The 25,253-nt window shown below is 52.1% G+C and carries 20 protein-coding genes; 8 read left to right on the forward strand and 12 right to left on the reverse strand.

Translation table 11 applies throughout. The features are described from left to right. Positions 1 to 241: 241 nt before the first annotated feature. Complete coding sequence (locus B9Y55_RS05565; RefSeq protein WP_159448251.1) at positions 242 to 1,933, reverse strand: diguanylate cyclase; 1,692 nt, start codon at positions 1,931 to 1,933, stop codon at positions 242 to 244. A gap of 103 nt (positions 1,934 to 2,036) precedes the next feature. On the opposite strand from B9Y55_RS05565, the gene B9Y55_RS05570 reads away from it, so the two are divergent. The 6 genes from B9Y55_RS05570 (at position 2,037) to B9Y55_RS05595 (ending at position 9,919) form a co-directional block, all read left to right on the forward strand. Further along, positions 2,037 to 2,822, forward strand: coding sequence for an LmeA family phospholipid-binding protein (locus B9Y55_RS05570; RefSeq protein ID WP_234986146.1), 786 nt, complete (start codon positions 2,037 to 2,039; stop codon positions 2,820 to 2,822). 10 nt (positions 2,823 to 2,832) lie between these two features. Continuing rightward, complete coding sequence (locus tag B9Y55_RS05575; RefSeq protein WP_159448252.1) at positions 2,833 to 3,975, forward strand: MFS transporter; 1,143 nt, start codon at positions 2,833 to 2,835, stop codon at positions 3,973 to 3,975. A gap of 19 nt (positions 3,976 to 3,994) precedes the next feature. Then, entirely contained in the window at positions 3,995 to 4,672 is a 678-nt protein-coding gene (gene sdaAB / locus B9Y55_RS05580; protein WP_085544381.1) for an L-serine ammonia-lyase, iron-sulfur-dependent subunit beta, read from the forward strand. After that, on the forward strand, positions 4,669 to 5,550 hold the full coding sequence (gene sdaAA, locus B9Y55_RS05585; RefSeq protein WP_085544382.1) for an L-serine ammonia-lyase, iron-sulfur-dependent, subunit alpha: 882 nt from the start codon (positions 4,669 to 4,671) through the stop codon (positions 5,548 to 5,550). Before sdaAB ends, sdaAA begins: the two co-directional genes overlap by 4 nt. A 13-nt stretch (positions 5,551 to 5,563) precedes the next feature. After that, positions 5,564 to 8,371, forward strand: coding sequence for a UPF0182 family membrane protein (locus B9Y55_RS05590; RefSeq protein WP_085544383.1), 2,808 nt, complete (start codon positions 5,564 to 5,566; stop codon positions 8,369 to 8,371). Between the two features lie 165 nt (positions 8,372 to 8,536). Beyond that, entirely contained in the window at positions 8,537 to 9,919 is a 1,383-nt protein-coding gene (locus tag B9Y55_RS05595; RefSeq protein ID WP_085544384.1) for a 4Fe-4S binding protein, read from the forward strand. A gap of 250 nt (positions 9,920 to 10,169) precedes the next feature. Here the strand turns inward: B9Y55_RS05595 and B9Y55_RS05600 are convergent, their stop codons facing one another. Further along, the gene (locus B9Y55_RS05600; protein ID WP_085544385.1) at positions 10,170 to 11,396 is read right to left on the reverse strand and encodes an FprA family A-type flavoprotein; all 1,227 of its coding nucleotides are present in this window, start codon (positions 11,394 to 11,396) and stop codon (positions 10,170 to 10,172) included. Between the two features lie 97 nt (positions 11,397 to 11,493). After that, positions 11,494 to 13,623, reverse strand: a complete 2,130-nt coding sequence (locus B9Y55_RS05605; RefSeq protein WP_085544386.1) for a methyl-accepting chemotaxis protein — start codon at positions 13,621 to 13,623, stop codon at positions 11,494 to 11,496. Positions 13,624 to 13,774: 151 nt separating this feature from the next. On the opposite strand from B9Y55_RS05605, the gene B9Y55_RS05610 reads away from it, so the two are divergent. Then, a complete protein-coding gene (locus B9Y55_RS05610; protein WP_085544387.1) occupies positions 13,775 to 14,440 on the forward strand; it encodes a transglycosylase SLT domain-containing protein in 666 nt (221 codons plus the stop codon). On the opposite strand, the gene panF is transcribed toward B9Y55_RS05610, so the two are convergent. From panF to dnaA, 9 genes are all read right to left on the reverse strand, one after another. Next, positions 14,437 to 15,912, reverse strand: a complete 1,476-nt coding sequence (gene panF, locus B9Y55_RS05615) for a sodium/pantothenate symporter (protein WP_200806632.1) — start codon at positions 15,910 to 15,912, stop codon at positions 14,437 to 14,439. The genes B9Y55_RS05610 and panF overlap by 4 nt on opposite strands. Continuing rightward, positions 15,905 to 16,171, reverse strand: coding sequence for a YhdT family protein (locus B9Y55_RS05620; protein ID WP_085544388.1), 267 nt, complete (start codon positions 16,169 to 16,171; stop codon positions 15,905 to 15,907). The genes panF and B9Y55_RS05620 overlap by 8 nt, the downstream gene beginning before the upstream one ends. A 55-nt stretch (positions 16,172 to 16,226) precedes the next feature. After that, a complete protein-coding gene (locus tag B9Y55_RS05625) occupies positions 16,227 to 16,952 on the reverse strand; it encodes a hypothetical protein (RefSeq protein ID WP_085544389.1) in 726 nt (241 codons plus the stop codon). 41 nt (positions 16,953 to 16,993) lie between these two features. Further along, positions 16,994 to 17,473, reverse strand: coding sequence for a DciA family protein (locus B9Y55_RS05630; RefSeq protein WP_085544390.1), 480 nt, complete (start codon positions 17,471 to 17,473; stop codon positions 16,994 to 16,996). Beyond that, the gene (gene mnmG, locus B9Y55_RS05635) at positions 17,449 to 19,341 is read right to left on the reverse strand and encodes a tRNA uridine-5-carboxymethylaminomethyl(34) synthesis enzyme MnmG (RefSeq protein WP_085544391.1); all 1,893 of its coding nucleotides are present in this window, start codon (positions 19,339 to 19,341) and stop codon (positions 17,449 to 17,451) included. Before mnmG ends, B9Y55_RS05630 begins: the two co-directional genes overlap by 25 nt. A gap of 4 nt (positions 19,342 to 19,345) precedes the next feature. Further along, positions 19,346 to 19,855 (reverse strand): hypothetical protein, encoded by a 510-nt coding sequence (locus B9Y55_RS05640; protein ID WP_085544392.1) that lies wholly within the window; start codon positions 19,853 to 19,855, stop codon positions 19,346 to 19,348. Positions 19,856 to 19,857: 2 nt separating this feature from the next. Beyond that, on the reverse strand, positions 19,858 to 20,922 hold the full coding sequence (recF, locus tag B9Y55_RS05645; RefSeq protein ID WP_085544393.1) for a DNA replication/repair protein RecF: 1,065 nt from the start codon (positions 20,920 to 20,922) through the stop codon (positions 19,858 to 19,860). A gap of 3 nt (positions 20,923 to 20,925) precedes the next feature. After that, positions 20,926 to 22,089 carry a DNA polymerase III subunit beta gene (dnaN, locus tag B9Y55_RS05650; protein ID WP_085544394.1) on the reverse strand — a complete coding sequence of 388 codons (1,164 nt, stop codon included), beginning with the start codon at positions 22,087 to 22,089 and terminating at the stop codon, positions 20,926 to 20,928. A gap of 261 nt (positions 22,090 to 22,350) precedes the next feature. Continuing rightward, the gene (gene dnaA, locus B9Y55_RS05655; protein ID WP_085544395.1) at positions 22,351 to 23,673 is read right to left on the reverse strand and encodes a chromosomal replication initiator protein DnaA; all 1,323 of its coding nucleotides are present in this window, start codon (positions 23,671 to 23,673) and stop codon (positions 22,351 to 22,353) included. Positions 23,674 to 24,028: 355 nt separating this feature from the next. Between dnaA and B9Y55_RS05660 the strand changes: the two genes are divergently transcribed. Continuing rightward, complete coding sequence (locus tag B9Y55_RS05660; protein ID WP_085544396.1) at positions 24,029 to 25,192, forward strand: aminotransferase class V-fold PLP-dependent enzyme; 1,164 nt, start codon at positions 24,029 to 24,031, stop codon at positions 25,190 to 25,192. Positions 25,193 to 25,253: the final 61 nt, after the last annotated feature.

Here is a 25,253-nt window from a genome sequence, read left to right on the forward strand (position 1 = left end):
AACTCAATTTTAAGTTTCCTCGGAGAGATCGTCCCGTCTACGCCCTGTTTCGCCCAATCGTATACTCGACCTGCCTGTTCCGTACGAACCGCCTCGGAGGGCACGTTCTGTGCCCCCTCGGCTTGGGGCGACGTCCTGTCGCCCCATTCGACTACACGACGGCATGTCGAGTATACGGGCTCAAATGGGCTACGTCGAAACGATCTCTCCGAGGATCAGCGTTTTTAGAGGTCCCTATACATCAATTATAGTCACAGGAGCCGAATACCACCACCCGATTTCTTCCTTTTTTCTTGGCTTTATAGAGTGCATCGTCCGCTTGGAAGGCAAGCTCGTCGAAGGACATACATCCATCCCATGGAGCGACCCCCAGACTCGCCGTAACCGATGGAAATTCGAGTCTCAGGGAATCGTATATTACGTCTTTTAGATCCTGGGCCACCAGAGCGGACCTCTCCAGATCCTGTTCCAGCGCCACCATGAACTCGTCCCCTCCCCAACGACAGAAAAGGTCGTCCCTCCTAAGCCGTCTGGTCACAGCCTGACAGGTCCTTATCAAGGCCCTATCGCCTGCCTGGTGGCCCTGAGAATCGTTAAGCTCTTTAAACCTGTCCAGGTCGAACATTATAAGGCATATAGGCATGACGCCCTGGACCATTCGTTCCTGGACCATTTCATCAAACCTCTGGCGGTTCAGTATTCCAGTCAGGCCATCGATAGAGGCCATTCTCTCCAGCTTTCTGGTGAGGTTCAGTCTCTCTTCCTCTATGCGCTTCCTTCGATCTACGTCCATCAAGGTGCCTAACATCCTGAGGGGACGGCCATAGGGATCTCTCTCCACCACCCTACCTCTGTCCAGCACCCATATCCACCGGCCCCCTTGGGCCTTAAGCCTGTACTCTATTCTGAAGTCCTTTCCCGACGAAAGGTGATCCATCAGGGCCTCGTTCAGCCTTGATACGTCGTCTATGTGGATCCTCTCGAGCCAAGAGCTGTAGGATAGGGTGGATTCCGGCCCGATAAGCTTTGGAGCGCCCTCGAAGTCGATGGTCATTGTGGTAACGTCCAGCTCCCATAGACAGTCATCGTTGGCCTCTATGGTCATTCGGAGCCTTTCCTCGCTCCGCCTGAGGGCTTTTTCCGTCTCCATCCTCTCCGATATATCCCGAACCACGACAAGGAGCGTTAGCCTTCCCTCTAGAAAGGTCATTTTAACCGTCAACTCAACAGGTATCTCGCCTTTGGCACCTACGTGGAGAGACTGGAACATAGTTCCTTCCTCAGGGCAGGTTGATAGTTTTCTAAGAAACAGGTCTAGCTCCTCCTGAGGCATGAGATCGTCCAGGGAACAGCCTATCAGACGGCTCTCGGATAAGCCGTATATTGACATAGCCGCCCCGTTGACCTCAAGTATCTCCCTGGTATCCGCGGAGGCCAGGAGTATGCCGTCCCTGAAGGATGAAAACAACAGAGCATACCGGCTTGAGGCCTCAGGACCGACGGGGAAGGACCTCTCTTCCGCCTGGTCTCCGTCGGGGATCGAGTGATGGACGTGGACCTGAAGCCATTTATCGCCCTCTCTACGGTATACCACCGTTCTCCTTGAACGATACAGAAGTCTCTCGCCTTTAACGACTATCTCGTAGGTAGCCCTCAAAAGGAGCCATCCCCAGTCCTTCCACGATCGGACGTAGACCTCCCCGTCGACCATTTTAAGGCACTTAACCTCGGCGAAGTCCTTGGAGAAGCCCTCTTTTAGGGGAGCGGAACCTAGGTTGAGTTCGTTCCATCCGGTACCTACCGAAAGCACGTCAGGGTCGATGGAGGCCATGACCCCATCTACGTCTCGGTTATTATAGCTCTCAACCCAATCTATAAAGGCGGAGAATAGGGATAGGTCCCCTTCGGTGGGATTCTCGTTTATAAGCCTCAAGCGCACCATCTCCTGTCCTGTTTTCTTTCGGTCTTTCGGTTATGATGATAAGATACGGCAAAGGTTATTACAACACGTAAACGTAGGTGAGGAGGGGTTTCAGGTGATAAAAAAGGGTTTCAGGCTTGCGTTGTGCTTGCTGTTCATCTCTATATCCACCCAGTGCTGGGCGAAGGAGATGGGTCAGAAGCTGTTCGACGGGTTTATCGGGGAGACCAACCCTGAGTGGGGGGAGATGATACTGGACGGACCTCCTGACGAATCGGGACGGATAAGGCATATATATATCGATCTCAAAGGGGCGGATATAGGGGGAGTCAGAATAGATCGAATAACCGTGGAGGGGTACGACGTCGTCCTGACCTCGCCGGATACCTGGGGAACCGAGGAGGCAAACGTCCTTTCGGTCCTGTCCACCAACGCCGTAGCGGTGATAAAAGAGGAGGACATAAACAGCCACCTCAAGAGCAAGGAGTTCGGCGACGACGAGAGCTGGAATAACCTCCACCTGGATTTCTCGCCGGGAAAGGTCTACGCCAAAGGATATTATCTGGCGGACCTTAAGCTCTTTAAGCTCAACATACTGATAGAGATCGACGGAACCTTTAAGGTCGTAGGAGGCAGGCAGATATGGCTGGACGACTATAAGCTGAAGGTAAACAGGGCCAAGGTTCCCGACGGCCTCACCGACAGGGCGATGGAGAAGATACAGCCTATACTGGACCTAAGCCGATTTATATTCCCCATAAAGCTCTCCCAGGTGGTGCTGGACGACGAAAAGGCGGTCATAGAGAGTATCAGAAAGCCCGAGGGTTTTGAGGGACTTCGATTTGAGTACTTAAAGGACCTGAACGGGAAGGTGTCGCCGGATTATGAACCAAAGGAGTAATATATCGCCGATGAAAAAGGTGGTCCTGCTATCCACAGGACACTTCGTCAACGACGTCCACACCGCGTTTTTAGATACCTTTTTGCCCTATCTGGTCAGAAATCTGGGACTATCCTACGCCCAAGCGGGAATACTGACCTCCCTATCGGGAATGCTTCACACAGTCTTTCAGCCCATAATGGGACACGTGGCCGACGGTCATACCAGGCCATGGCCGGTTATGTTCGGTCCTATAGCGGCGGCCTTAGGGGCTTCGATGATACCTCTTTCCACCAGTTTCACAATGGCTCTGATGCTGGTCACACTATGGGGATTTGGGGCGGCGACCTTTCACCCCCAAGGTCAGGGATCTCTGGGCTACGTCACTCCACCGTCCCAGCTGGCACTGGCTATATCCCTTTTCGGCCTAGGGGGTATGTCCGGCAGCACAGTCAGCTCCCTTTACGCCATAGCCCTATATCGGTACCTGCCTCATTGGGCCATGCCGGTAGTGGCGGTTATACCGCCGATCATCATGGCAACTCTGTACTACAGGTATATGCCTAGAATAAGGGACTCGATCGAGAGAAAAGACTCCTCGGGAATTCTATCCAGCCTTACCTCGGTCTTCAGGCTGATATATCCCATATGGGCGGTTACATTTCTCAGGGACTGCTCTCAAAGAGGTCTCCGATTTTTGCTACCCCTTATAATAGTAGCAGGAGGAGGGAACGTCACAAAAGTCGGAACGGTGCTGTTCTCCATGTCCCTGATGGCCACGGTGTTTCCCTTGATAGCCGCCAGAATGGCGATGAAGTTCGGAAACGTGAGGATAGTACAGGCTATCCTTCCCACCGCCGGAACTCTCCTTACCGTGGCGTGGCTGCTGGACAACGGTATATCCCTTCCACTTTTCATCATAGGAGGGGCCCTGTTGACCTCCTGTGGACCGGCGACCGACGCTATGGCCCAGGGAATGGCGCCTGAGAAACGGAGCACCGCCAGCTCCCTGATGATGGGGTTCTCCTTCGGATTAGGAGGTGTAGCCATGGCCCCTTTAGGCTGGTTCTCCGACATAGCGGGGCTCAGGACCGCCCTGGGGGTTATAGCGGTAATGCCTCTGTTATCCATCCCGGTGATGGCCTTTTTGTGGCCCGCAAAGAAAATAACCTAGAAGACGAGAGGTGAATAATATGTCTCTAATGGAGATAATAGGTCCAGTTATGGTAGGCCCGTCGTCCAGCCACACCGCCGGAGCGGCCAAGCTGGGCAACGTGGCGAGAAGGCTTTGGGGAAAGGACGTAAAGGACGTCACCCTCTACCTGAGAGGGAGCTTCGCCGCCACCTACTGGGGCCACGGAACCGACAGAGCCCTAATAGGGGGCCTCATGGGGTGGCTACCCGACGACGAGAGAATACCGGTGGCCTTCGACATGGCGCGAGAGGTTGGGATGTCCTATCGGTTCAGAGAGGAGTTCGTCGACGGAGCTCATCCTAACTCGGTCAGATTCGTCATGTCCGACGGCGATAAGACCATGGAAATGGTCGGAGCGTCTATAGGAGGAGGGTCGGTCAGGATCCAGGAGATCGATGGTTTTCCTGTGGACATAGGCGGCGACCTCCCTGCCCTGGTCATATTCCATCGGGACAAGCCAGGGGTCATGGCCTCTATAACCACCGAGATATTCAGGATGAAACTCAACATAGCTCAGATGACCTTGAAGAGAAAGGCCAGGGGAAAGGACGCCATGGTCGTCATAGAGATGGACGGAAAGCTGGATCAGGAGGAACTGGAGAAGCTGGAGGGATTCCACTCGGCCTATACCAGGATGTTCCTCCTTCCCGCCGCAGCTGAGGAGGCACAATCGTGAGATCGTTCAGGGAAATGTCGGACTATATGGAGGCCAACAGGGTCAACCTAGTGGATGCCATTCTCGAGATGGAGGCGGTGGAGCTGGGCTGTACCACCGAAAAAGTTCTAGATGGCATGAAAAGCCGTCTCGCAGTCATGAGGCAGTCGGTGGAGGACGGAGCCAGAGGGGACTGGAGGCCAAAAATCGTCCAGAAAGACGGCCTTAAAATGACCTCCTACAGAAAACACAACAACCCCCTTTCCGGATCTATGGTCTCCAGGGCCTGTGAAATAGCCCTGTCGGTGAGCACCTGTAACGCCGCCATGGGAAGGGTGGTAGCGGCACCTACGGCGGGCAGCTGCGGCATATTGCCCGGGGTGCTCTTCGGCTGGGAGGAGGAGAGAATGCCGCCTATCGACGTTATGGCCCAGGGCCTCACCGTGGCCGCCGCTATAGGCAACGTCATAGCCGAAAGGGCTACCTTGGCGGGGGCGGAGGGAGGCTGTCAGGCTGAGTGCGGGGCGGCTATAGCCATGGCCGCAGGAGCACTGGCCTGGATGGAGACACGGGACGCAGCTATGACCTTCGAGGCGGCGACTATGTCTCTAAAATCCATAATGGGACTTGTCTGCGACCCCGTAGCGGGGCTGGTGGAGGTTCCCTGCATAAAACGTAACGGAATGCTTGTATCAATGTCCTTTATGGCGGCGGACATGGCTATGGCAGGGATATCATCGGTGATCCCCGCCGACGAGGTGGTGGACGCCCTTTACGAGGTTGGAAGAGCTCTTCCACCGAGCCTCAGGGAGACAGGAAGAGGAGGGGTCGCCGCCAGCTCCACAGGCAAGGCTATAGCGGCCAGACTCAGGGAATCGGCACCTTCCCTGGAAGATTGAAAAGGAGAAAAAAATGACCTTTAAAGATTGGTTTCCTAAAGACGAATCGGACTGGTTCGGCCCAAGGGAAGGGGACGGCGACAGGCCCGCGCCTCCTAAGTTAAAACTGCCGGTGAGCAAGCCGGTTCTCATACTTCTGGCTATCTTCGCTGTGACGACCTTAGTCGTTCTGGCTTCAGCGGGATTTTTAACCGACCTGTACTGGTTTCAGGCCAGAGGGCTGACGTCGGTTTTCTGGACCAGAATACTACCACAGTGGGGACTTATGGTGGTGGCGTCGGCGGCGGCCTTTGTAGCTCTCTTCGGCTCCTTCAGGCTGGCACTTAAAAGGGCCGCCCAGATCCCTCTGCCGGAGGAGATCTCCAGGATGCTGCCTCTGAGGGCACCTTTTGCGGGAATACTGGTCTTATTAGCGGCACTGGTGCTGGCCTTCATATCGGGCAACGGCGTCAGGGACCAGTGGGAGATAGCCCTTAAGTTCATCCACGGCACCGCCTTCGGCACAACCGACCCTATTTTCGGCAATGACATAGGGTTTTACGTTTTCAGCCTGCCTTTTTACAGGCTGTTTCAGACATGGCTCATGCAGCTGCTGTTCCTCTGTCTCGCCGGATCGGCGGCTATATACGTACTGACGTTGCTGCCCAAGTCCCAGATAGAGAGGCGCATAGACGTACCTAGGCCGGTGAAGGCCCACGTACTCACCTTGGCGGCCCTGATGGCCCTTAATTGGTCCTTCAGCTACTGGCTTCAGAGGTTTTACCTGCTCTACTCTCCAAGAGGAGTGGCTTTCGGCGCAAGCTACACCGACATACACGCCGACCTTCTGGCCCTTAATGTCATGATGGTCCTGTCGACCATAGTGGCGGTTTTGCTGATAATAGGGATCTCGAAAAAAACCTGGAAGTACTCCGCCGGTGTGGTAGGGATACTGTTTCTGTCGGGCATACTGCTTAGGGGAATATACCCGGAGATAATACAGAAGTACGTCGTGGTTCCCAACGAGTTCTCAAAAGAGACCCCCTACATACAGTACAACATAGACGGAACAACCAAAGCCTACGGACTGGAGAATCTGACCGTCCTGAACGTAGATCCTAAAGACAGGGTGACCGAGGCGGACATAGAGGCGGACCCCGAAACCCTGGCGAACGTGAGGCTATGGGAGCAGGCCCCTCTTCTCAGGAACTACAAACAGCTTCAGGAGATAAGGAGCTACTACAACTTCGGAAAAGCCCACATAGACCGATACTGGATAGACGGCCATTACAGACAGGTAATGCTCTCCCCGAGAGAGCTAGACTTAAGGGAGCTCCAGAACCCCACCTGGACGAACACAAAACTGGAGTTCACCCACGGATACGGCATAGTGATGAACCCGGTAAACGAGGTAGGCCCAAGCGGGCAGCCGGTTTTCTGGGTCAAGGATCTTCCTCCTGTCGCCTCCATATCGATGGACATCGAAAGACCTCAGATATACTACGGAGATTCACCGGAAAACTACGTCTTCGTAAACACCACGGTGCAGGAGTTCGACTATCCCATGAGTGAGTCGAACGTCAGGACCACCTACGACGGCAAAGGGGGAGTTCCTATAGGGTCCATATGGAGGAGACTCCTGTACGCCCTGAGTTTCAACGACTCTAAAATCATATTCTCCGACGTATTCACCTCGGAGAGCAAGATAATGTACCACAAAAACATCAGGGAAAGGCTCCACAAGGCCGCCCCCTTCCTGGTCTACGACGGAGATCCCTATATGTCGGTGATCGACGGCAGACTCCTCTGGATACAGGACTGCTACACCGTCACCGGCGACTATCCATATTCCGAGCCGGTGGTCATAAGCACCGGAAAAGGCAGGGCCAGGATCAACTACATCAGAAACAGCGTCAAGGCCACGGTGGACGCCTACGACGGCACCATGAAGTTCTACGTTATGGATGACGAAGATCCTCTGATCGAGACGTGGAGAAACATCTTCCCCGCCCTTTTCACCGACGGATCGAAGATGGACGACAAACTCAGAAAACATATTCGCTATCCTAAGGGACTGTTCTCCATCCAGAGCGAGATATACAGGACCTACCACATGAGGGATCCTAACACCTTCTACAACAAAGAGGACGTTTGGGAGACCATAAGGATAGACGACAGAGGATCTATGGATTCCTACTATCTGGTGATGACTCTGGCGGGGGAGGATAACCCTGAGTTCGTCATAATATCCCCCTTCCTGCCGATTGCTAAAAACAACATGATAGCCTGGCTGGCGGGGAGGTCCGACGGAGACAGCTACGGAGAGCTGGTGGTCTACCGGTTCCCCAAACAGAGGCTAATCTTCGGCCCCACCCAGGTGGCCGCCCTGGTGGACCAGACCCCCGAGATATCCTCCCAGCTTTCCCTCTGGAGCCAGAGGGGCTCGGACGTAATAAGGGGCAACATGCTGGTCATCCCTATAGGCGGAGGGCTTCTCTACGTTCAGCCCCTGTATCTCAGGGCGGAGAGAGGGGAGTTGCCGGAGCTAAAGAGGGTAATAGTCTCCACCGGAGGAAAGGTAGCCTGGGCGGAGGACTTCGGCACAGCTCTCGCTTCCCTGGTAGGAGACGGTACATCCATACCGGTAACCGAACTATCGATACCCCAAGCCCACGCCGAACTGGGCATGAGCGATAAAGGGCTTTCGGAGCTGGCGGTAAAAGCCCAGAACGCCTGGGAATCCTCTCAGGAAGCTCTGAAATCTGGGGACTGGGAATCCTACGGAAAGTGGATGAAAAACCTGGAGAGCATAATCCTTCAGATGAACGCAATATCCGAATAGACCTGAGCGACCCCCTTGAGGGGGTCGCTTTTTATTTTCAATAGGCGTAATATACAGATATATACACGTAGTAACTTTACACTTCGTTACGTTTCGCTGATACAGACGGTATAGAGAATAGATCTCCGGTGCTATATGATTGAAAAAGAAAGGGGGAGTTATAAAATGAAGTGGAAGTCTCGAGCGATCAGATACACCGTCCAGATAGGTTTTTTGGCCTTTTTGACCTATCTCGGCTATATGCACCAGAAGCTAGGAGGAGGACCTGCTGGAATTCCTCCGGTGGACGCCCTCTGCCCACTGGGGGGGGCGGAGACCATATACAGCTACCTGAAGTCGGGAGTGTGGCTCAGGAGGACCGCTCCCAGTGCCCTCATTCTATTCGGATCGGTAGTGCTAATGACGGTGCTGCTAGGAAGGGTATTCTGCGGATGGATCTGCCCACTAGGGACTATAGGCCAACTATCCGCCTCTATTGGAAGGAAAATAGGGCTTAAAAAGGTGGAGGTACCTAAAAAACTGGACTCCATAATGAGGCTCGGCAAGTACGTAGTCTTGGCCATAGCGGTATTAGGATCCTGGTATTACGGCACCCTTCTCTGGAGAGGCTACGATCCCTGGGTAGCTTGGATGCACCTTTCCGCCGGGTGGGCGGAGATAGAGGAAAGCCCCTGGGCCTTCGCGATCCTCTTTGGAACGGTCATAGGGGCCTCTATGGTAATAGAGCGTTTCTGGTGCCGTTATCTCTGTCCTCTTGGAGCCCTTCTGTCCCCGCTACAGAAAATAAGCTTCATCAAGGTAAGAAGAAAGGACGACACCTGCGTCCACTGCCATAAATGTGGCTCTTCATGCCCGATGGGCCTCGACCCTGAGACGAAGGAAGTCGAGACCTCGGCGGACTGTATAGCCTGCGGAGACTGCGTAGAGTCCTGCCCGGTTAAAGATACCCTTATCATGGGATCCTCCAGGATTAAACTGTCACCTCTGGTCGTGGGGGTACTGGGACTGACCATTTTCTTCGGAATCTACGGCACAGCAAGGTATACAGGTATATGGAGCACTACCGCCTCTATGCCTAAGACCAAGGAAAACGTAAATCCGGCGGACTACGTCTACGGTTGGATGAGCCTTGAGCAGGTCTCAGGGGTTACAGGGCTTTCGGCTGAAAAACTTATCGAAATAGGACAACTTGACGGAGACATACCTCGAGATAAGCCCTTGAAGTCCATAGAAGGGATGGACAACCACATCTTCACCGACGATCTCAAGAGGTGGTTCGACAGCGACGAAGCTAAATTGCCATCTAGCGCCATACCAGCTCCACCGTCGAACGTGGACGAGCTGAGAGGGAGCCTGACACTGACCGAGATAGGGGCAATTTACGGCATAGATCCGTCGGACGTAGTGAAACATCTCGCAGAGGTGGACCTCTGGACCGGAGAGATACCCCTGGATATACCTATAAAGGATATAGCTAAGCCCAGAGGGGAAGAGGTCCAGGTAATTAGAGAGGCTGTTAAGGCTACTTTGGCCCAAAGGACCCTCTAAAAACGCTGATCCTCGGAGAGACCGTTCCGACGTAGCCCAGAGCCCGTATACGATTGGGCGAAACAGGGCGCAGGCGGGACGGTCTCTCCGAGGGGACTCAAAGGTGAGTTTTTAGAGGCACCCAAAAAAGAGGGCTTGAGAAAAAAGACAAAAAGAGGTATGCTGTGCGAGGTAGATCAAGTTTTCTCCATACCAACAACCTCCAGAGATAAAGCCGGCAGGGAATCCCTGCCGGCTTTATCGTTTTAGATCACGACTGGGAGGAACAGCCGTTGGAGGAAAGGATCATGTGGGCCATATTACGGCCTAGCTCCGACCCCTGATCAAGGTCCGACTCGGAAGGTCTGCTCAGCACCTCTATCTCCGGGCCAACCTTCGTCCAACAGGGCTGGTCCGCAAAGACCCTCATAGGCTTCATAGCGGCACCTTTGCTCCAGGTATAGGATCCGCATACCCCGATGAACCGATTGGCCATCTTCTTCCCCTCTAAGGTTCCCATGAAATGGGCTATTTTGGGGAACACCCCTCCGTTATAGCTACAGCCAACCAGGATCAGCCCACGGCATCTCCAGGCGTCCCTCACTAGCTCGGAGGTCTCGGTTTTGGAGGAGTTTCTGACCACAACGTCCAGCAGTCCCCCTTCCCTCAGCCCCTTAGCCACAGCCTCCGCAAGCCTTGCGGTGTTTCCGTACATCGACCCGTAGACAACTAAAGCGGCGGGATCGGTCCTCTGACAGGCCATATCCCTGTAAAAGTCCACTATATACGCCGGATTTTTCCTGTACACCGGTCCGTGAGAGGGACATACCATGGTCAGCTCTATTCCAAGATCCTGGATCTTAGCCAGGGCCTTTTCCACGAAGGTGGAGTATTTGCCCACTATGTTGGAGAAGTAGCGGTAGGTCTCCCCTCTGTAGGATTCGAGGTCCAGCTGATCGTCGAACAGACCTCCGTCGAGGGCCCCAAAGCTGCCGAAGGCGTCGCAGGAGAAAAGGCACCCTGTGTTGTTGTCGTAGGTGACCATGGTCTCCGGCCAGTGAACCATGGGAATAAGGGCGAAAGTCAGCTTATGGGAGCCCAGGTCCAGTGTGTCCCCGTCTTTTACCTCCAGGGATTTAGGTATATCGCCGTAAAACTGGGAAAGATACTGGATGGTCTTGCTGTTTCCCACCACCGTCATGTCGGGAAAGGCCTGAAGCATCATCTCCACCGCTCCCGAGTGATCCGGCTCGACGTGGTTTACTATCATGTAGTCCACCGTCTTACCGGATCCTATGATCCTCTTTATGTTCTCTATGTAGTGAGGATAAAAATCGGACTTAACACCGTCTATAACCGCCACCTTGTCGTCGTCTAAGAGGTAGGAGTTATAGGAAATACCGTTCGGCAGGGGCCAGAGGGCCTCAAAAAGGTCGGTTGTCCGGTCGTTCACCCCTATCCACCAGGTCTTATCGGATATCTTAGCAGGTCTGTTCATGTTATCTCTCCTCCCAACGTCTTTGCTTCATATCATATCATACAAGTAGGGTATAGCACAGGGAGAGGCTGAGCCTCTCCCTTATTGTAAACCTATTTTACCGATTCAGGGGCTTAAGGCCCTGCTTTACGTCCACTTTGAAACGATTTACCTTCACCTTAAGGTCCTCCATTGAACGGGACAGGTCCTCCGCCTCCTTGGAGACGCTCTCCGCCGCCTTAGTTGTCTTATCGGTAGAGCCCTGAATGGAGTTCATCGACTCCACCGACTCCATGGTTGAATCGGTAACCGACTGAATCGCCGAGGTCATCTCCTCGCTGGCCGCCGCCTGCTCCTGAGCAACCGCCGCTATGTTTTGAATGGCGTCGTTGACGCTCTTCATCTGGGTCATAGCCCTTTGGAGCTGGGATTCGGCGTCTTTCGCCTCCGAGACCGCTTCTCCAAGTATAGAACCGGTCCTCTCGGTAGCCCCTATAGACCTCTTAGAGCTGTCCTGAAGGCCCTCGATAAGCGAGTCTATCTCCTTTGCGGATGTAGCCGACTCCTCCGCCAGCTTTCGGACCTCCTCGGCGACCACCGCAAAGCCTCTACCGGCGTCTCCAGCTCTGGCAGCCTCTATTGCGGCGTTGAGGGCCAGAAGGTTCGTCTGGTCCGCTATACCCGTTATGGTGTCCACAAAGCCCGATATGGACTCTACTGCCTTGGCGAGCTCTTTTATCCTGTCGATGCTCTCCAGAGAGACGTCACCGGCCTGTTCCATTTTCTCGATAGTTCTAAGAACCTTGTGGACGGCGCTCTCCGTCTCCTCCATGCCCTTCTCCGAGGCCTCCGCGCCGGAGGAAGCATCGTGGGCGGATTGCTGGGCTCCGGAAGCCACCTCTTCGACCGAGGCGTTGCTCTCCTCCAGGGCCGCCGAGTTGCCCTCGGAGATGGTCAGCATACGCTCCAGAGCCGCCTGGACCTCCTCCATGGATGAAGCCATATCACGGGCCATAGAGCTCATGGACTCGGACCTCTCGGTGACGGCGTCGGTCTGGTCCATAACCCCTTTCATCGCGTTCCTCATGCTCTCGGTCATACCGGCCAGGGCGTAGGCGAGCTGAACGACCTCGTCTTTCCCTTTTATGATTATCTCATCTCTGGAGAAGGTTAGGTCCCCTCCCTCGAGCCTCTTGGCGACGGACACCATCCTCTTTAAAGGGGCCGATATACTCCTGGATAGGATAAAGGTCATTATGACCGCCAGCACCAGAACCACTAAGGAGGATATCAAAACGCTGATCTTAAGGCCGTCCAGGTCGGATAGAGCCTCGGACACCGGAGCGGAGACCGCTACAATCAGGCCGTTTTTAAGGGTAGAATAGGATATTATCCTCTGGACCGACCCTAAAGAGGCGTTTTTTACCCCCTCTTTTTCCGATATAATGGATCGAAAGAGGTCTCTCTGACCTCCCTTCTCGATATCCACCATAGTGGGACCGTCGATAGATAAAGTGGGGTGGGTTAGATACCTGCCGTCCTGATCTATCATAAAGGCGTAGCCTGTATCGAATATATTACGGCTGGAAAGTTCCTTTTCGACGAAGGAAAAATCGAGAGACATGCCTATGACGGCTATCTTCTTGCCGTTCATCTCCACCGCCATATCGTAGTCGATCCTCTTTCTCCCCTGGTCATCAAGATAGGCGGAGGACCAGACAGCCCTGCCGGTATCCAGAGGCTTTCTGAACCACTCGGTCTTAGGGTTGTTACGGTCGAAAAGCTCCTTCACTGTGAAGTTCTCGTCCATAACCGCCTGTATAGCTCCGTTCGAGGACCTGCTAAACCAGAGCTTCTGCACGGTGGATATGTCGGGAAACAGCTCTGGGTTGAACACTATGTATATATCCAGCATCTGTGGCATCTGTTCCGCCATTCGGCCCACGAAGGACACGTTTTGGGAGATAAACTGATAAAAATAGAGCTCCCCGCTGCTCTGGGCCAGGTCTAGATTGAAGGTGGAGTTTATGGCCGCCTTTAGCGCCAGTAGCTCTCCGTCGAACCTTCCGAAACGTCCCTCTATAAACTGGGCGTTCTTTCGGGCGACCTCCAGACAATATTCGTTAGAAGACTGGATCAGGGCCTTACGGCTCTGCCAGTAGGACGTCCCCGCCACTAGGGCTGTGGTAGCGAGGAGAAGTAAAACCACGAAGGTGGTTATCTTGCTCCCTATAGTCTTGAACCTCATAAAAATCCCCTCCCGATAACAGTTACACACCGTAACATACTTGTATCCATAATATAACAGCTGACCTGTTAGTTCTAGTGTTTTGATTATTTTTGTCAATGGAAGCTAAGATAATGTATAATCCCCTTTATATCGTTTTGTGGAGGTCGAGATGATTGAGCTGACGAGAAAATATTACCTGACCCTTTTATTTATAACCGCAGCCATATTCTTGCTAATCACATTAAACCAACCAGAGTTTAAAAGGGACGTAGCTTTATCCGGCATAAACAACCTTGAGGGCGGCGTTATCAGGATGGCGGACAGAGGACTGGGCGTCGTAAAAGAGGCCTACGATGCCGCTTTCTCCGTTATATCCGGCGCTGGGTTGGAGACCTTTGCCCTGGCGGAGTTTATAATGGACCAAAACAGAGAGATTCCCCAGCCCACCGCCCAAAAGCAGGCCGCCGCCTTCATAAGGTACAGCAGAATTTACGGCATTCCCCTGAAGATCGCCGTCGCAGTAGCGAACACCGAGAGCCATTTCAGGCCGGACGCTAAAAGCTCCCACGGCTCCGCAGGGGTCATGCAGGTAACCTGGAGGATCCATAAAGAAGCCCTTCTCGCCCACGGTTTTAAGGGCAAAGAAGAGCTTCACGATCCTGTCCTCGGGATAAAGGCGGGATGCCTTATACTTTCCAGATACATAGCCAACACCGGTAGCCTAAAGGCGGGGTTAGGCCGATACTACGGCGGCTCCCCGGAGGTCTACTGGAGAAGGGTGTCTAGAAACGTAAAGAGATACGAGAGATACGAAAAGAGCAGAGGAGAGCTCTAGCCCCAGAAGAGCTCTATGGCGCTTTCCTCCGTAGGCCTGGTCGCCAGGCTTACCAGGACGAATACCACCAGCCCTATGACCAGAGTGGGGACGATGACGTTCATGCCCATAAAACTCTTGACCTTCGAGACCATGTAAACGTAGGATCCGACCCCTACGACCATGGAGGAAAGGGCTCCCTGGGCGTTTGCCCTCCTCCAGTACAGACCGAGCACCAGAGGCCATAGAAAGGCGGCCTGCATTCCTCCGAAGGCGAATATGTTTATCCATACTATAAGCTCCGGAGGCCTGACGGCAGCCAGAAACACTATGATACCCAGTATAGCGGTAGACGATAGGCTAAGGAACTTCACCTTTTTGAGCCCTCCCTCCTCGGAGAAAACTTTAGGGTTGACGTAGTTTACGTATAGGTCTTTGACTATAGTGGCGGAGGCCAGTATGAGCTGAGAGTCTATAGTCGACATAACCCCTGCTAGAGGTCCCGCTAAAAAGATACCCGCTATAATTGGAGGAAGGACCTTCAGAGACAGCAGGGGCATTATGGTGTCCCCTACGGTTATGTCTGGAACTATGGCCCTCCCCAGGGCACCGCAGAGGTGCATCCCTAACATGACGAAGGATACCACGAAGGTCCCTATCACTATGGCCTGATGCATCGATTTAGAATCGGTATAGCCCATACACCTGACGGCGGTGTGAGGTAGACCGATGATACCAAAACACACCAGAACCCAGAAGGAAAGTATAAAGGGTTTGGATATAAAACCGCCAGGACCGTAAGGTGTTATGAGAGATGGATCTATAGTCTTGAGCTTTAGGACCACCGACTCCATGCCACCACCGGCGGATATTATCCCTATAAGCAAGGCGGTAGTGCCTATAATCATAACCACTCCCTGAAGGGCATCGGTCAGAGCCACCGCCCTAAAACCGCCTACGGTGGTGTAGAGGACAACCGTAGCGGCGAATATGCCGAGCCCCCAGTTATAGGATAGTCCTGTCATACCCTGAAACAGTCTGGCTCCCCCTATAAACTGGGCGGTCATGGCGGCGACAAAAAACGCCAGAAGGCTAATCGAGGCCACTATAACCACCCAGGGACTGGAATACCTCGCCCTGAGAACCTCGTTTACGGTTACAGCGTTTATCCTCCTGGATATTATGGCGAACTTTTTCCCAAGCACACCGAGGGTAAGCCAAGCAGTCGGGACCTGTATCATCGCCAGCAAGACCCACCCTAGTCCCATTTTGTAGGCGACCCCAGGTCCTCCTATAAAACTGCTGGCGCTGGTGTAGGTAGCTACCAAGGTCATAGCTAAGATGAATCCCCCCATACCTCTACTTCCTATAAAGTACTCCTCCATAAAGTTATCCGACTTTGAGAGTTTTCTGTTGCATATAACCGCCATGGCGTAGATAAATACAAGATAACAGGCCACAGGTATCATAACCGAGTAATTAATATCACTCATCCCGATCCTCCTTGGAGTCCAGGCTGACAGGCCTGAAGAGCAACTTAACCATAGCCCAGGCGAGGACACAGAAGACAAAAGGCCCTAGGACTGAGCTGAAAAAAAACCATCCTGGCAATCCCATGACGAAATGGAACGATTCAGGGTCCTCCGGTGTGCCGTGGTAGGCAAAGCCGTACCACCAGGTAAAATAGAGCAAAGCCAGCGCTACAGAGCAGATAGCCTCGAATCGGGCTATTTTGAAACGACGATCTTCCATTCCTGACACCTCCTATTTAGCGGGAAAGTAGCTATTGTTTCACGTGAAACAACGGTCAGAGCCCCGGTATCCACAGGGGATTACGACGATCTACCACCTGATATATCCTCCCTGACGAACGATCCCAACAGTAAGGCCCGTTGTTAGAGGGAACCCCAGAGCCGTCCAGAAAACCCATTCCTTGAGCTATAGCTGAGCTTTGAGAGATGGTTCCACCTACAGGGGCCGCCAGTGGCAGGACTCCCTCGATATCCGTCGGCTTCCACGACCCTGGCATCCCTGTCCTGCTCGCCAGTTCGGATAAAACGTCCTCCATACCCTTCGGCGATGTGTCTATGAAAAGGTGTTTGGCCCTGGAGGAAGATCCAAAGGACCTCAAAAGCTCAGCGGCGAGGAAATCCCCTCCCTCAAGGTCCGTGAGCGATCGAACGGAGACCATTAAAGCATCAACCGCCATCAGAGGTCGTGGAATCAGGGAAGGATATACAAATCCCAGGACCTCTCCCCATCTTGACGGATCGCCCTGGGGATATATAGCCTCGATGAGAGCGAGACCGACGGAGGCCCTTTCCCTGGATGACCCCTCCCACAGGGACTTCCAGAGGATCAACTCCGATTTAGAGGGAGCTTCGGATAGAAGATCTTTTTTAAGGTGACCGCCGATAATTTCACCTTCTTCTCGCTTTAAACTCATCTCGACCATCGAGTCGTACCTATCCTGCCATCCCCAGGCCACCGAGGACATAAGGCAAAGAGCTATAGTTATCAGCTTAAAGATCAAAAAGACACCTCCTTAGTACCTCGGAGAGATCTCTCCGAGAATTAGGGTTTTTTATTCCCTTTAGGAAATTTTTTCATATATGTAGCCATAAGCCTCGCCAAGGCCTCCGCTATCTCCTCGTCCTCTATTTTCTCCGATGTGTAGCTCAGACAGGCTCGAATGGACGCAGGAGAGGGCTCTATCCTATAGGGTTTAGGGGGAGGGATCTCCCTGGGCTCCTCGATCCTCCCTACAACTACCCTTATCCCCTTTATTCCCAGCTTCCACCTTTTCTCTATGCTTCTGATCAATCCTCCCGCCTTCATGGTGATTACTTTAGCTATTGATGGGGTGAGACAGACCACCACAAGGACGTCCCTCTCTATGCTGACCGGTCTGCTTTTCTCGGCGAGGTTTTGCCCCGCCACCCATTCCCATTCCTTTACCATCTCCGCTATGGACATGGCTATAGAGAGACCCGCGGGAATCCTGCCGGGGATAAGGGACCCTAGGCTCTCTACTTTGCTCTTTCTTCGGTACATTTCCTTCTCCTGACCGACAGCGCCAAGGAGAGAAGTTGAAGGTCCGTAGGGGTCACCCCGGAGATCCTCTTAGCCTGTCCCAAGGTCCTTGGCCTTATTGACTCAAGTTTTTCGAGACTCTCCGCCAGCATACCTTTTAGGGACCTATAGTCAAAATCATCAGGGATGGTCAAGTTCTCCATACCCTCTATCTTTAAAACGGATCTCTCCTGACGGGCCACGTATCCGGCGTATTTGACCTCTATCTCAACTCGTCTGGTTATAGATCGGTCTAGATCCTCTCCAGGAGGGATATGGCCGCTGACAAAGTCGTAGGTGACCTTAGGCCTTCTGAGCAACTCAGCCGCCGATACGGAGCGATCTATCGGTGGCTCTCCGATGGAGTAAAGATCCGAGTTGACAGCGTCGGTAGGGGATATTCGTATCTTTTCGACCCTTTTAACCTCTCTATCCAGAGACTCCCATACCCTCTGGAGCACAGCCCATCGATGGTCATCGATCAGCCCCAGCGACCTCCCTATGGGAGCCAGCCTCCTGTCGGCGTTGTCGTGGCGCATCAGTAGCCTGTGTTCACACCGGCTGGTGAGCATTCTGTAGGGCTCTTTGGTCCCTTTTGTGACTAAGTCGTCCACCAGAACGCCTATATAGCCCTGATGTCTCCTTAGGACCAGAGGCTCCTCCCCTCTCATGATCAAAGAGGCGTTAACCCCGGCCATAAAGCCCTGTACCGCCGCCTCCTCGTAGCCTGAGGTGCCGTTTATCTGTCCTGCGAGAAAAAGCCCTCTTACCGATTTAGTCTCAAGCCAGGGTGTAAGCTGGGTAGGGTCGACGTAATCGTACTCTATGGCGTAACCGGGCCTCATAATCCTTACGTCTTTACATCCAGGCAGTTTTCGGGACATCTCCACCTGGACGTCGTAGGGAAGGCTAGTGGAGAAGTTCTGTATGTATATCTCCTTGCTGCCTCTCGCGACTGGCTCGAAGAAAACCGGATGGCTTTCCTTCTCGGGAAACTGCATCACCTTGGACTCTATAGAAGGGCAGTATCTCGGACCGGTCCCTGTTATGGTTCCCGACTTTATAGGGGACCTATCTATGTTTGCCTGGATTATGTCGTGAATATCGACGTTGGTCCTGCCTATACCGCAGGTCATATCCCGGTATACCTTGGGTTCGTCCCAGATATCCATGGCCTGAGGTTCTATCTCTCCCTCCTGGATCTCCAGGGATTTCCAGTCTATAGAATCGGAGTGAAATCTCGGAGGAGTCCCGGTCTTTAGCCGTCCCATCCTGAACCCCAGCTCTCTGAGAGAATCTCCGAGGCCGTGGGCTGGAATCTGGCCTAAAGGGCCGGAGGAGAAGTTGACGTCCCCTATATGTACCCTGCCGTCCAGATATGTGCCGGTGGTCAATATGACCGCTTTGCAGGAGTAACTCAGTCCGTAGAGGGTTGTTACCCCTTTAACCTTCCCTTTCTCAACCACAAGTCCGGTAACGGTGTCCTGATGGAGCTCTAGGTTAGAGCAGTTATCGATAACATGGCGATAATGGCGATGGTAGTCGTGCAGATCGCACTGTGCCCTTAGTGCCCTGACAGCAGGGCCTTTTGAGGTGTTAAGCCATCTCATCATCAGAGCCGATCGGTCGGTGGCCCTTCCCTGCTCTCCTCCTAAGGCGGATATCTCCCTTATGAGATGGCCCTTGGCGGGGCCCCCTATGGAGGGATTACAGGGCATGAGGGCTATGTTATCCAGATAGAGGTTCAACAGTAGAGTCCTGTTTCCCATCCGTGCCGAGGCCAGAGCGGCCTCACATCCTCCGTGACCAGCCCCTACCACTACAACGTCGAAGACATTTTCTTTTGTCATCGTATTATTTATTTTCCTCCCCAAAATCGTAGGTAAGGACGGTGGTATGCCCTGTCCCAGATCTACCGTCGCAGGACAGTATTATTTGCATTCCGTCCTGAGACCATTTCTGCGTCTCACCTCTGTCGTGAGACTCTATTTTTCTGTCGTAACCGTATTTAGACCTGAGTTTAAGGGTCAGTTCCGAGTAGTTTCCCAACATGTCCCCTATGTCATCGCTGGTAGGACCCTCTTTTTTGAGAAAGATAAACTGAAATAGCTCAAGTCTATTGTCCTTAAAAACAGTCTTTATCACGGAAGGTCTATCGAAAAAAGATCCGTCGAAAAAGACCTCCCTCGATCTACCCATATCGATGGCCGATATGTCCAGTCTCAAGGAACATCCTCTTTCCTCCATAGCGGCTACGACCGTATCGAATCTAGACCCTCCTGGGATACCCCATACCGAAGGTGATGCTATCGCCGCCGTCTGGATAACCAGAGACAGGCAGATAGCTGCTAATATTTTCATCATAATTAAAGTTCCTTTCGATAGAAGTCGCCTTTATCGGCGTTCCAGATAGCTCCAGGCCAGTCGAAAACGTTTTCCTCCGCCGTGGCGGCTATTACCTGCCATTTTAGATTTTTAAGGGTCTCCACCAGTATTCGCCTTCCGTTGGGATCCAGCTCCGAGGCTACCTCGTCCAGTAGAAGTATAGGTTTCTTTTTAAGTTTAGTCTGAATAACCCAGCCTGCGGCCACGATGAGGGATATGGATAACCTTCTCCTCTGTCCTCGACTGAAAACCGACGAAGCGGCCATAGATCCCGAGAGGACTTTTAGATCATCCCTGTGAGGTCCTACCAAAGGCCTGATAGAACCTCTCTCCCTCTGGGAAAATCTATCCACCGAAAGGTAATAGTCTTCCTCTCCATCCTCTGCAAGCCCTCCTCCTCCTCTTTCCATGAAAAAGGATACCTGACCTGGGGGAAGATCTCCCGACGCCTCCAGGCCCATTCTAATGGCCTTAACGGCCCTATCCCTACAGGACCATATCCAGGAGGCCATAGGCGCTACAGCTCTGTCCACGAGAACGGTGGATCTGCCCGATACAAGAAGGGCCTTTTTATGGGCTATGGCCCTTCTGTATTCGGTCAGCCTGAGGGCGTACATCGGGTATATGACCGCACATAACACGTCCATAAACCTCCGTCTGACGGCGGGAGATCCCTCTATTAGCGCCATGTCCTCGGTTAAAAATGATAAAGTCGGTATTTTGAGCCTTATATTTGAACAGTTGCTCCTTTTATCGTCACACTTCATCGAACATCGAGAGGTAACTGAGGTCTGGACGGTTACCTCTTCTTCCCCTCCTGCTACTGCCTGGAGAAAACCTCTTTTATCGTCGCTGTCCCAGTTGACCATAGAGGACTTGGCGGCGGATTTAAAAGGTCCCCAACCGGAAAGTATATTCAGAGTTTCTATTAGATTAGTTTTACCGGACCCATTGGGACCCAACACTAAATTAAGCCCTGGGTTCCAGGATAACCTGGATAGAGCTATATTTTTAAAATTTTTTATCCCTGTCTCTTTAAAAAACACGATCTAAAAAGGTGACTCCTCGAACTCGTCCAGTCCATCTAGGTCGGAGCTTTTAAGTTTCATAGGCATCAGCATGTAGAGGAAATCGCTCTCTTTAGGCCTGAGCATCATCATCTGCCCTTCCTGGCCGTTGAAGGAAAGGGATACGCTATCTCCATGGAAGGCCTTTAGACCGTCTATCATGTAACCCACGTTAAAAGCGACTTTTAAAGGCTCTCCTTTTATTATTCCGTCCACCACTTCCCTGGCCTCACCTACGTCAGGTGCTTTACCCCAGAGATGGAGATCACCTCCAGGGGACAGGATAAGGACTACCATCCTGGTGCTGTCCCTTACGACTACGTCGACTCTTTCGAGGGCGGATATAAACTGAGATCTATCTATCTCCAAGGTGGTGGTTGTGTTCGGGCTTAGGATCCTCTCGTAGTTTGGAAATGTGGATTCCACCCTTCTGACGGAAAACTCTATGTTATCCGATGAAAAATAGCCTAGAGCTCCGTCTAAGGATATTTTTATGTTGCTCTCGACCTCTACCGAGGAGAGTATCCTCAAAAATTCCCTTATAGAGCTGAGAGGCAACAGCATATCCTGATCTTTTGAATCTTTATCGACGTATGCCTTTGAGAGTGAAAGCCTCCTTCCATCGGTAGATACGCAGTGAAACTCGCCGTTTTTTATCTGAAGAAGCTCCGCCCCAAGGTATTTGGGAAATTCCTCCCCCATATTCCCCGCTATTCCACCTTCGTCCAGTATCCTATGAAGCTCGTCTTTTGATATTTCGCAAAAGGAAGATGCCCCTGAGGAAGAGGGAAGTTTAGGAAATTCTTCCCATGGATAAGTTGAAAATCTGTATCTATTTCTGCCGGATATAAGAAGTCCTTTTCCGTTTTCGTCAACCTCTATATCGAATATAGAGGTTGATGCCTTTTTAAAAAGCTCTCCTACTACCTTCACGGGAAAGACGGTTTTTCCCGGTTCTTTTACGGTTATACCGTCTACGTAGGTTTTTATAGAGGTTTTCAGGTCTGTCGCTAGAAGTGTGGTTTTATCTCCCTCTGAATCCAGCAGTATTCCTGAAATGACGTTCATAGGGCTCTTCGATGCCGATACTCTCTCGGCCATTTGCCATGCTTTCATAAAGATATTTTTATCGATAGAGAGTTTCATATAGGGTTTTGCTCCTTTCGGATTTTGTGTTTGTGGATAAAATGCCCACTGTGGTTTTCTACTCTCTTTATATCTTGTAAGGCAGTAGTTGTAGTAGTAAGGGCTGTGTATATGTGTATAACCGTGTCACTGCCCCTTATCCACTGAAAATCCACTGTGGATAGATAAGTGTCAACTCAGGGGACGTTTATCCACAGTATCCACATATATTTTGTGAATAAGGCAAATCAGCGGTTTATGCACATGGAGATACACCTAAAGTCACAGCTTTTTCTCGACGTTATCCACAATGTTTTTCACCCTCTGGTTATTATCAAGCATCTGTTCTATCTTTTTCTGGGCGTGAAGCACTGTGGTATGGTCCTTTTTGTTGAAAGCAAGACCTATCTGCTGAAGGCTGCTCTCGGTGTGTTTTCTGCACACATACATAGCTATCTGTCTGGCGAGAGCTATCTCGGAGGTCCTTTTACTGCTTATAAGATCTTCGACGCTGAAGGAACATTCCTCCGCCACTATCTGCTGTATTAGATCCACGCTGACCGGGCCCCTTGATGTGTTTCTGACTATGTCTTTTAGCCATTCGGAGGCGTTATCCACGGTTATAGGCTCGCTGTTAAGCTCCGCGCAGGCTATGACCCTGTTGAGCGCTCCCTCTAGCTCCCTTATGTTGCTTGGTACGTTCTGAGCCAGGTATATAACCACCTCGTAGGGTATGGAGTAGTTTCTAAACTCCGCTTTTTTGGTGAGTATGGCTATTCTCGTCTCGTAGTCCGGCGACTGTATGTCGGTGACCAGCCCCCACTCGAAACGGCTCACCAGCCTGTCCTCTATGGATTTTATGTCCTTCGGCGGCCTATCGGAGCTTAAAACTATCTGTTTTTTGTCGTTGTGCAGGCTGTTGAAGGTGTGGAAAAATTCCTCCTGGGTGCTCTCTTTACCGGCCAGAAACTGTATGTCGTCTATAAGGAGCAGGTCCATCGTTCTGTATCTGTTCCTGAATTCCGAGGTTCTGTTGTTCTTTATGCTTGTTATCAGCTCGTTGGTGAATTTTTCCGAACTGACGTAGGATACCTTCAGGTTTCTGTTGTTCTGGAGGGCGTGGTGCCCTATAGCGTGCATAAGGTGGGTTTTCCCCAGACCGACCCCTCCCCATATGAACAGAGGGTTGTATGCCGCTCCCGGATTTTCCGCCACCGCCAGGCTAGCTGCGTGGGCGAGCCTGTTCGATTTTCCCACAACGAAGGAGGAAAAAAGATAGTTAGGGTTAAGACCGCTTATGTTCGACGAAGACTGAGGTCTTACCGTCTTTTCAGCTCTTTCCTGTTCCTTTCTGTTTTCACCGTCCCCAACGCTTAGCCTGAGTCCCGTTCCATAGCCTAGGTCCACCATGGTTTCCTCCAGGATCTTCATAAATCGGTCCTGTATCTGGACCTTTATAAAGTCGTTTGCCACGTCCAGGGAGAGAAAACCGTCCTCTATCTCCAGAGGTACACATGTCTTGAGCCATATGTCCACCGCTCCTTCCGGTAGCCGTGGAGTGGCCGCTGCGATAATGTCCTGCCAAACCTGTTCAAAGTCTTTCACCGAATGTCACCTCAAGAGGTTCAAATTTTAGGAAATTCGTCCACAAAAGTTATCCACATATCCACAGGTATAATACATCACTATGTGTAAAAAGCGAACCCCATTGTATCAGGGGAGTTACGGATTGCAAAAGTTATCCACACAATTTGACGAATCCTGTCAAAGCCCATCGTAGCTGGAACAGGAGATCTATCCACATTCTATCCACTATTGTGGATAGAAAAACTCACCCTGTAGAGGTGAAGTGGATATTATAATACAGACCGACGGCCTGTGTGGATAAACCGAACCCCTTTACACCCTGGTGGTTATGTGAATAATAGAGATAGAGATTATTCTTACAGGGGGTATCTAGATGTCCACGTATATGAACAACGCAGCGACTAGCTGGCCCAAGCCCGATCCGGTTCCTAAGGCGGTTTTCGATTTTATGGTAGGACGGGGAGCTAACCTGGCCAGAGGTGCTGCTGCCGGAAGGGACCTCGAGACTATGGATATGGTTATGGAGTGCAGGGAAAAGGTAGCTGCACTGTTTGGTGGTCACAAAAAGGGAGATCCTCGTTATGTTTCTTTTTCCTCAAATATAACGGAATCTTTGAATATAGTGCTAAAGGGGTTTTTGAAGCCTGGAATGACGGTGGTTACCTCCTCTATGGAGCACAACGCTGTTATTCGACCTTTGAGGAGCCTGGAAAAAAAGGGGATAAAGCTGGAGATTTTGCCCTGCGATTCCTGTGGAAAACTGGATCCTCATGGCTTTGAATCGCTCTGTGGTTCTAAAAAAGTGGATATGTTGGTGATTGCCCACGGCAGCAACCTGTGCGGAGTTATCCAGGATGTGGATAGTTTATCCAAAATTTGCCGGGAAAAAGATATCCACTTTGTCCTGGACACAGCTCAGACCGCCGGAGTTATCCCCATTTCCGCCTCTGACCTCGATCTCGCCGCCCTGTGTTTTACCGGCCATAAGGGACTGATGGGGCCTCAAGGTGTAGGTGGGATATTGTGGAAGCCCTCCTTCGCCGAGGTCTGCGACCCCTTCGTGGAGGGCGGTACAGGAAGCTTTTCCCACGAGGAATACCAGCCTAAAAGTATGCCCGATAAGTTCGAGTCTGGGACACCTAACCTGCCGGGCATAGCGGGACTTCTGGCGGCTGTTCGGTGGATAGAGGAGATAGGCATCGAAACTATCCACCGCCGGGAGGAGGAACTGGGCTCCAGGCTCTTAGAGGGCCTGAAGGCCGTTCCCGGCGTGGTTTTCCACGGTTCTTCCGAGATGGAAGGCAGGCTTCCGGTCTTCGCCCTCAATATAGAGGGGCTTGATAACGGCGTTATCGCCGGTCAGCTGGCGGATATTGGGATAGAGACCAGGCCAGGGCTTCACTGTGCTCCTCTGGCCCATAAGACCTTGGGATCCTTCCCACAGGGAGCCCTCAGGCTCAGCGTCGGTTTTTTCTCCTCCGAGGAGGACGTGGATAGAACGTTAGATGCTATAAAGGCCCTTATCTCCCAGGGATAACCATCAAGGAACCTCTCGCCCGGGGCTTTCCAGAAAAAAGCAAACCTGTCCCTCGATCGGG

Origin of the sequence: Dethiosulfovibrio salsuginis (assembly GCF_900177735.1) — a bacterium.
Taxonomy (GTDB): domain Bacteria; phylum Synergistota; class Synergistia; order Synergistales; family Dethiosulfovibrionaceae; genus Dethiosulfovibrio; species Dethiosulfovibrio salsuginis.

Excerpts from the sequence above, each read along its gene's own strand:
- B9Y55_RS05575 (WP_159448252.1), top strand. The coding sequence starts at position 2,833 with ATGAAAAAGGTGGTCCTGCTATCCACAGGACACTTCGTCAACGACGTC.
- B9Y55_RS05610 (WP_085544387.1), top strand. The coding sequence starts at position 13,775 with ATGATTGAGCTGACGAGAAAATATTACCTGACCCTTTTATTTATAACC.
- panF (WP_200806632.1), bottom strand. The coding sequence starts at position 15,912 with ATGAGTGATATTAATTACTCGGTTATGATACCTGTGGCCTGTTATCTT.
- B9Y55_RS05595 (WP_085544384.1), top strand. The coding sequence starts at position 8,537 with ATGAAGTGGAAGTCTCGAGCGATCAGATACACCGTCCAGATAGGTTTT.
- B9Y55_RS05630 (WP_085544390.1), bottom strand. The coding sequence starts at position 17,473 with ATGTACCGAAGAAAGAGCAAAGTAGAGAGCCTAGGGTCCCTTATCCCC.
- B9Y55_RS05660 (WP_085544396.1), top strand. The coding sequence starts at position 24,029 with ATGTCCACGTATATGAACAACGCAGCGACTAGCTGGCCCAAGCCCGAT.
- sdaAB (WP_085544381.1), top strand. The coding sequence starts at position 3,995 with ATGTCTCTAATGGAGATAATAGGTCCAGTTATGGTAGGCCCGTCGTCC.
- B9Y55_RS05605 (WP_085544386.1), bottom strand. The coding sequence starts at position 13,623 with ATGAGGTTCAAGACTATAGGGAGCAAGATAACCACCTTCGTGGTTTTA.
- dnaN (WP_085544394.1), bottom strand. The coding sequence starts at position 22,089 with ATGAAACTCTCTATCGATAAAAATATCTTTATGAAAGCATGGCAAATG.
- mnmG (WP_085544391.1), bottom strand. The coding sequence starts at position 19,341 with ATGACAAAAGAAAATGTCTTCGACGTTGTAGTGGTAGGGGCTGGTCAC.
- B9Y55_RS05620 (WP_085544388.1), bottom strand. The coding sequence starts at position 16,171 with ATGGAAGATCGTCGTTTCAAAATAGCCCGATTCGAGGCTATCTGCTCT.
- B9Y55_RS05590 (WP_085544383.1), top strand. The coding sequence starts at position 5,564 with ATGACCTTTAAAGATTGGTTTCCTAAAGACGAATCGGACTGGTTCGGC.
- B9Y55_RS05640 (WP_085544392.1), bottom strand. The coding sequence starts at position 19,855 with ATGATGAAAATATTAGCAGCTATCTGCCTGTCTCTGGTTATCCAGACG.
- B9Y55_RS05600 (WP_085544385.1), bottom strand. The coding sequence starts at position 11,396 with ATGAACAGACCTGCTAAGATATCCGATAAGACCTGGTGGATAGGGGTG.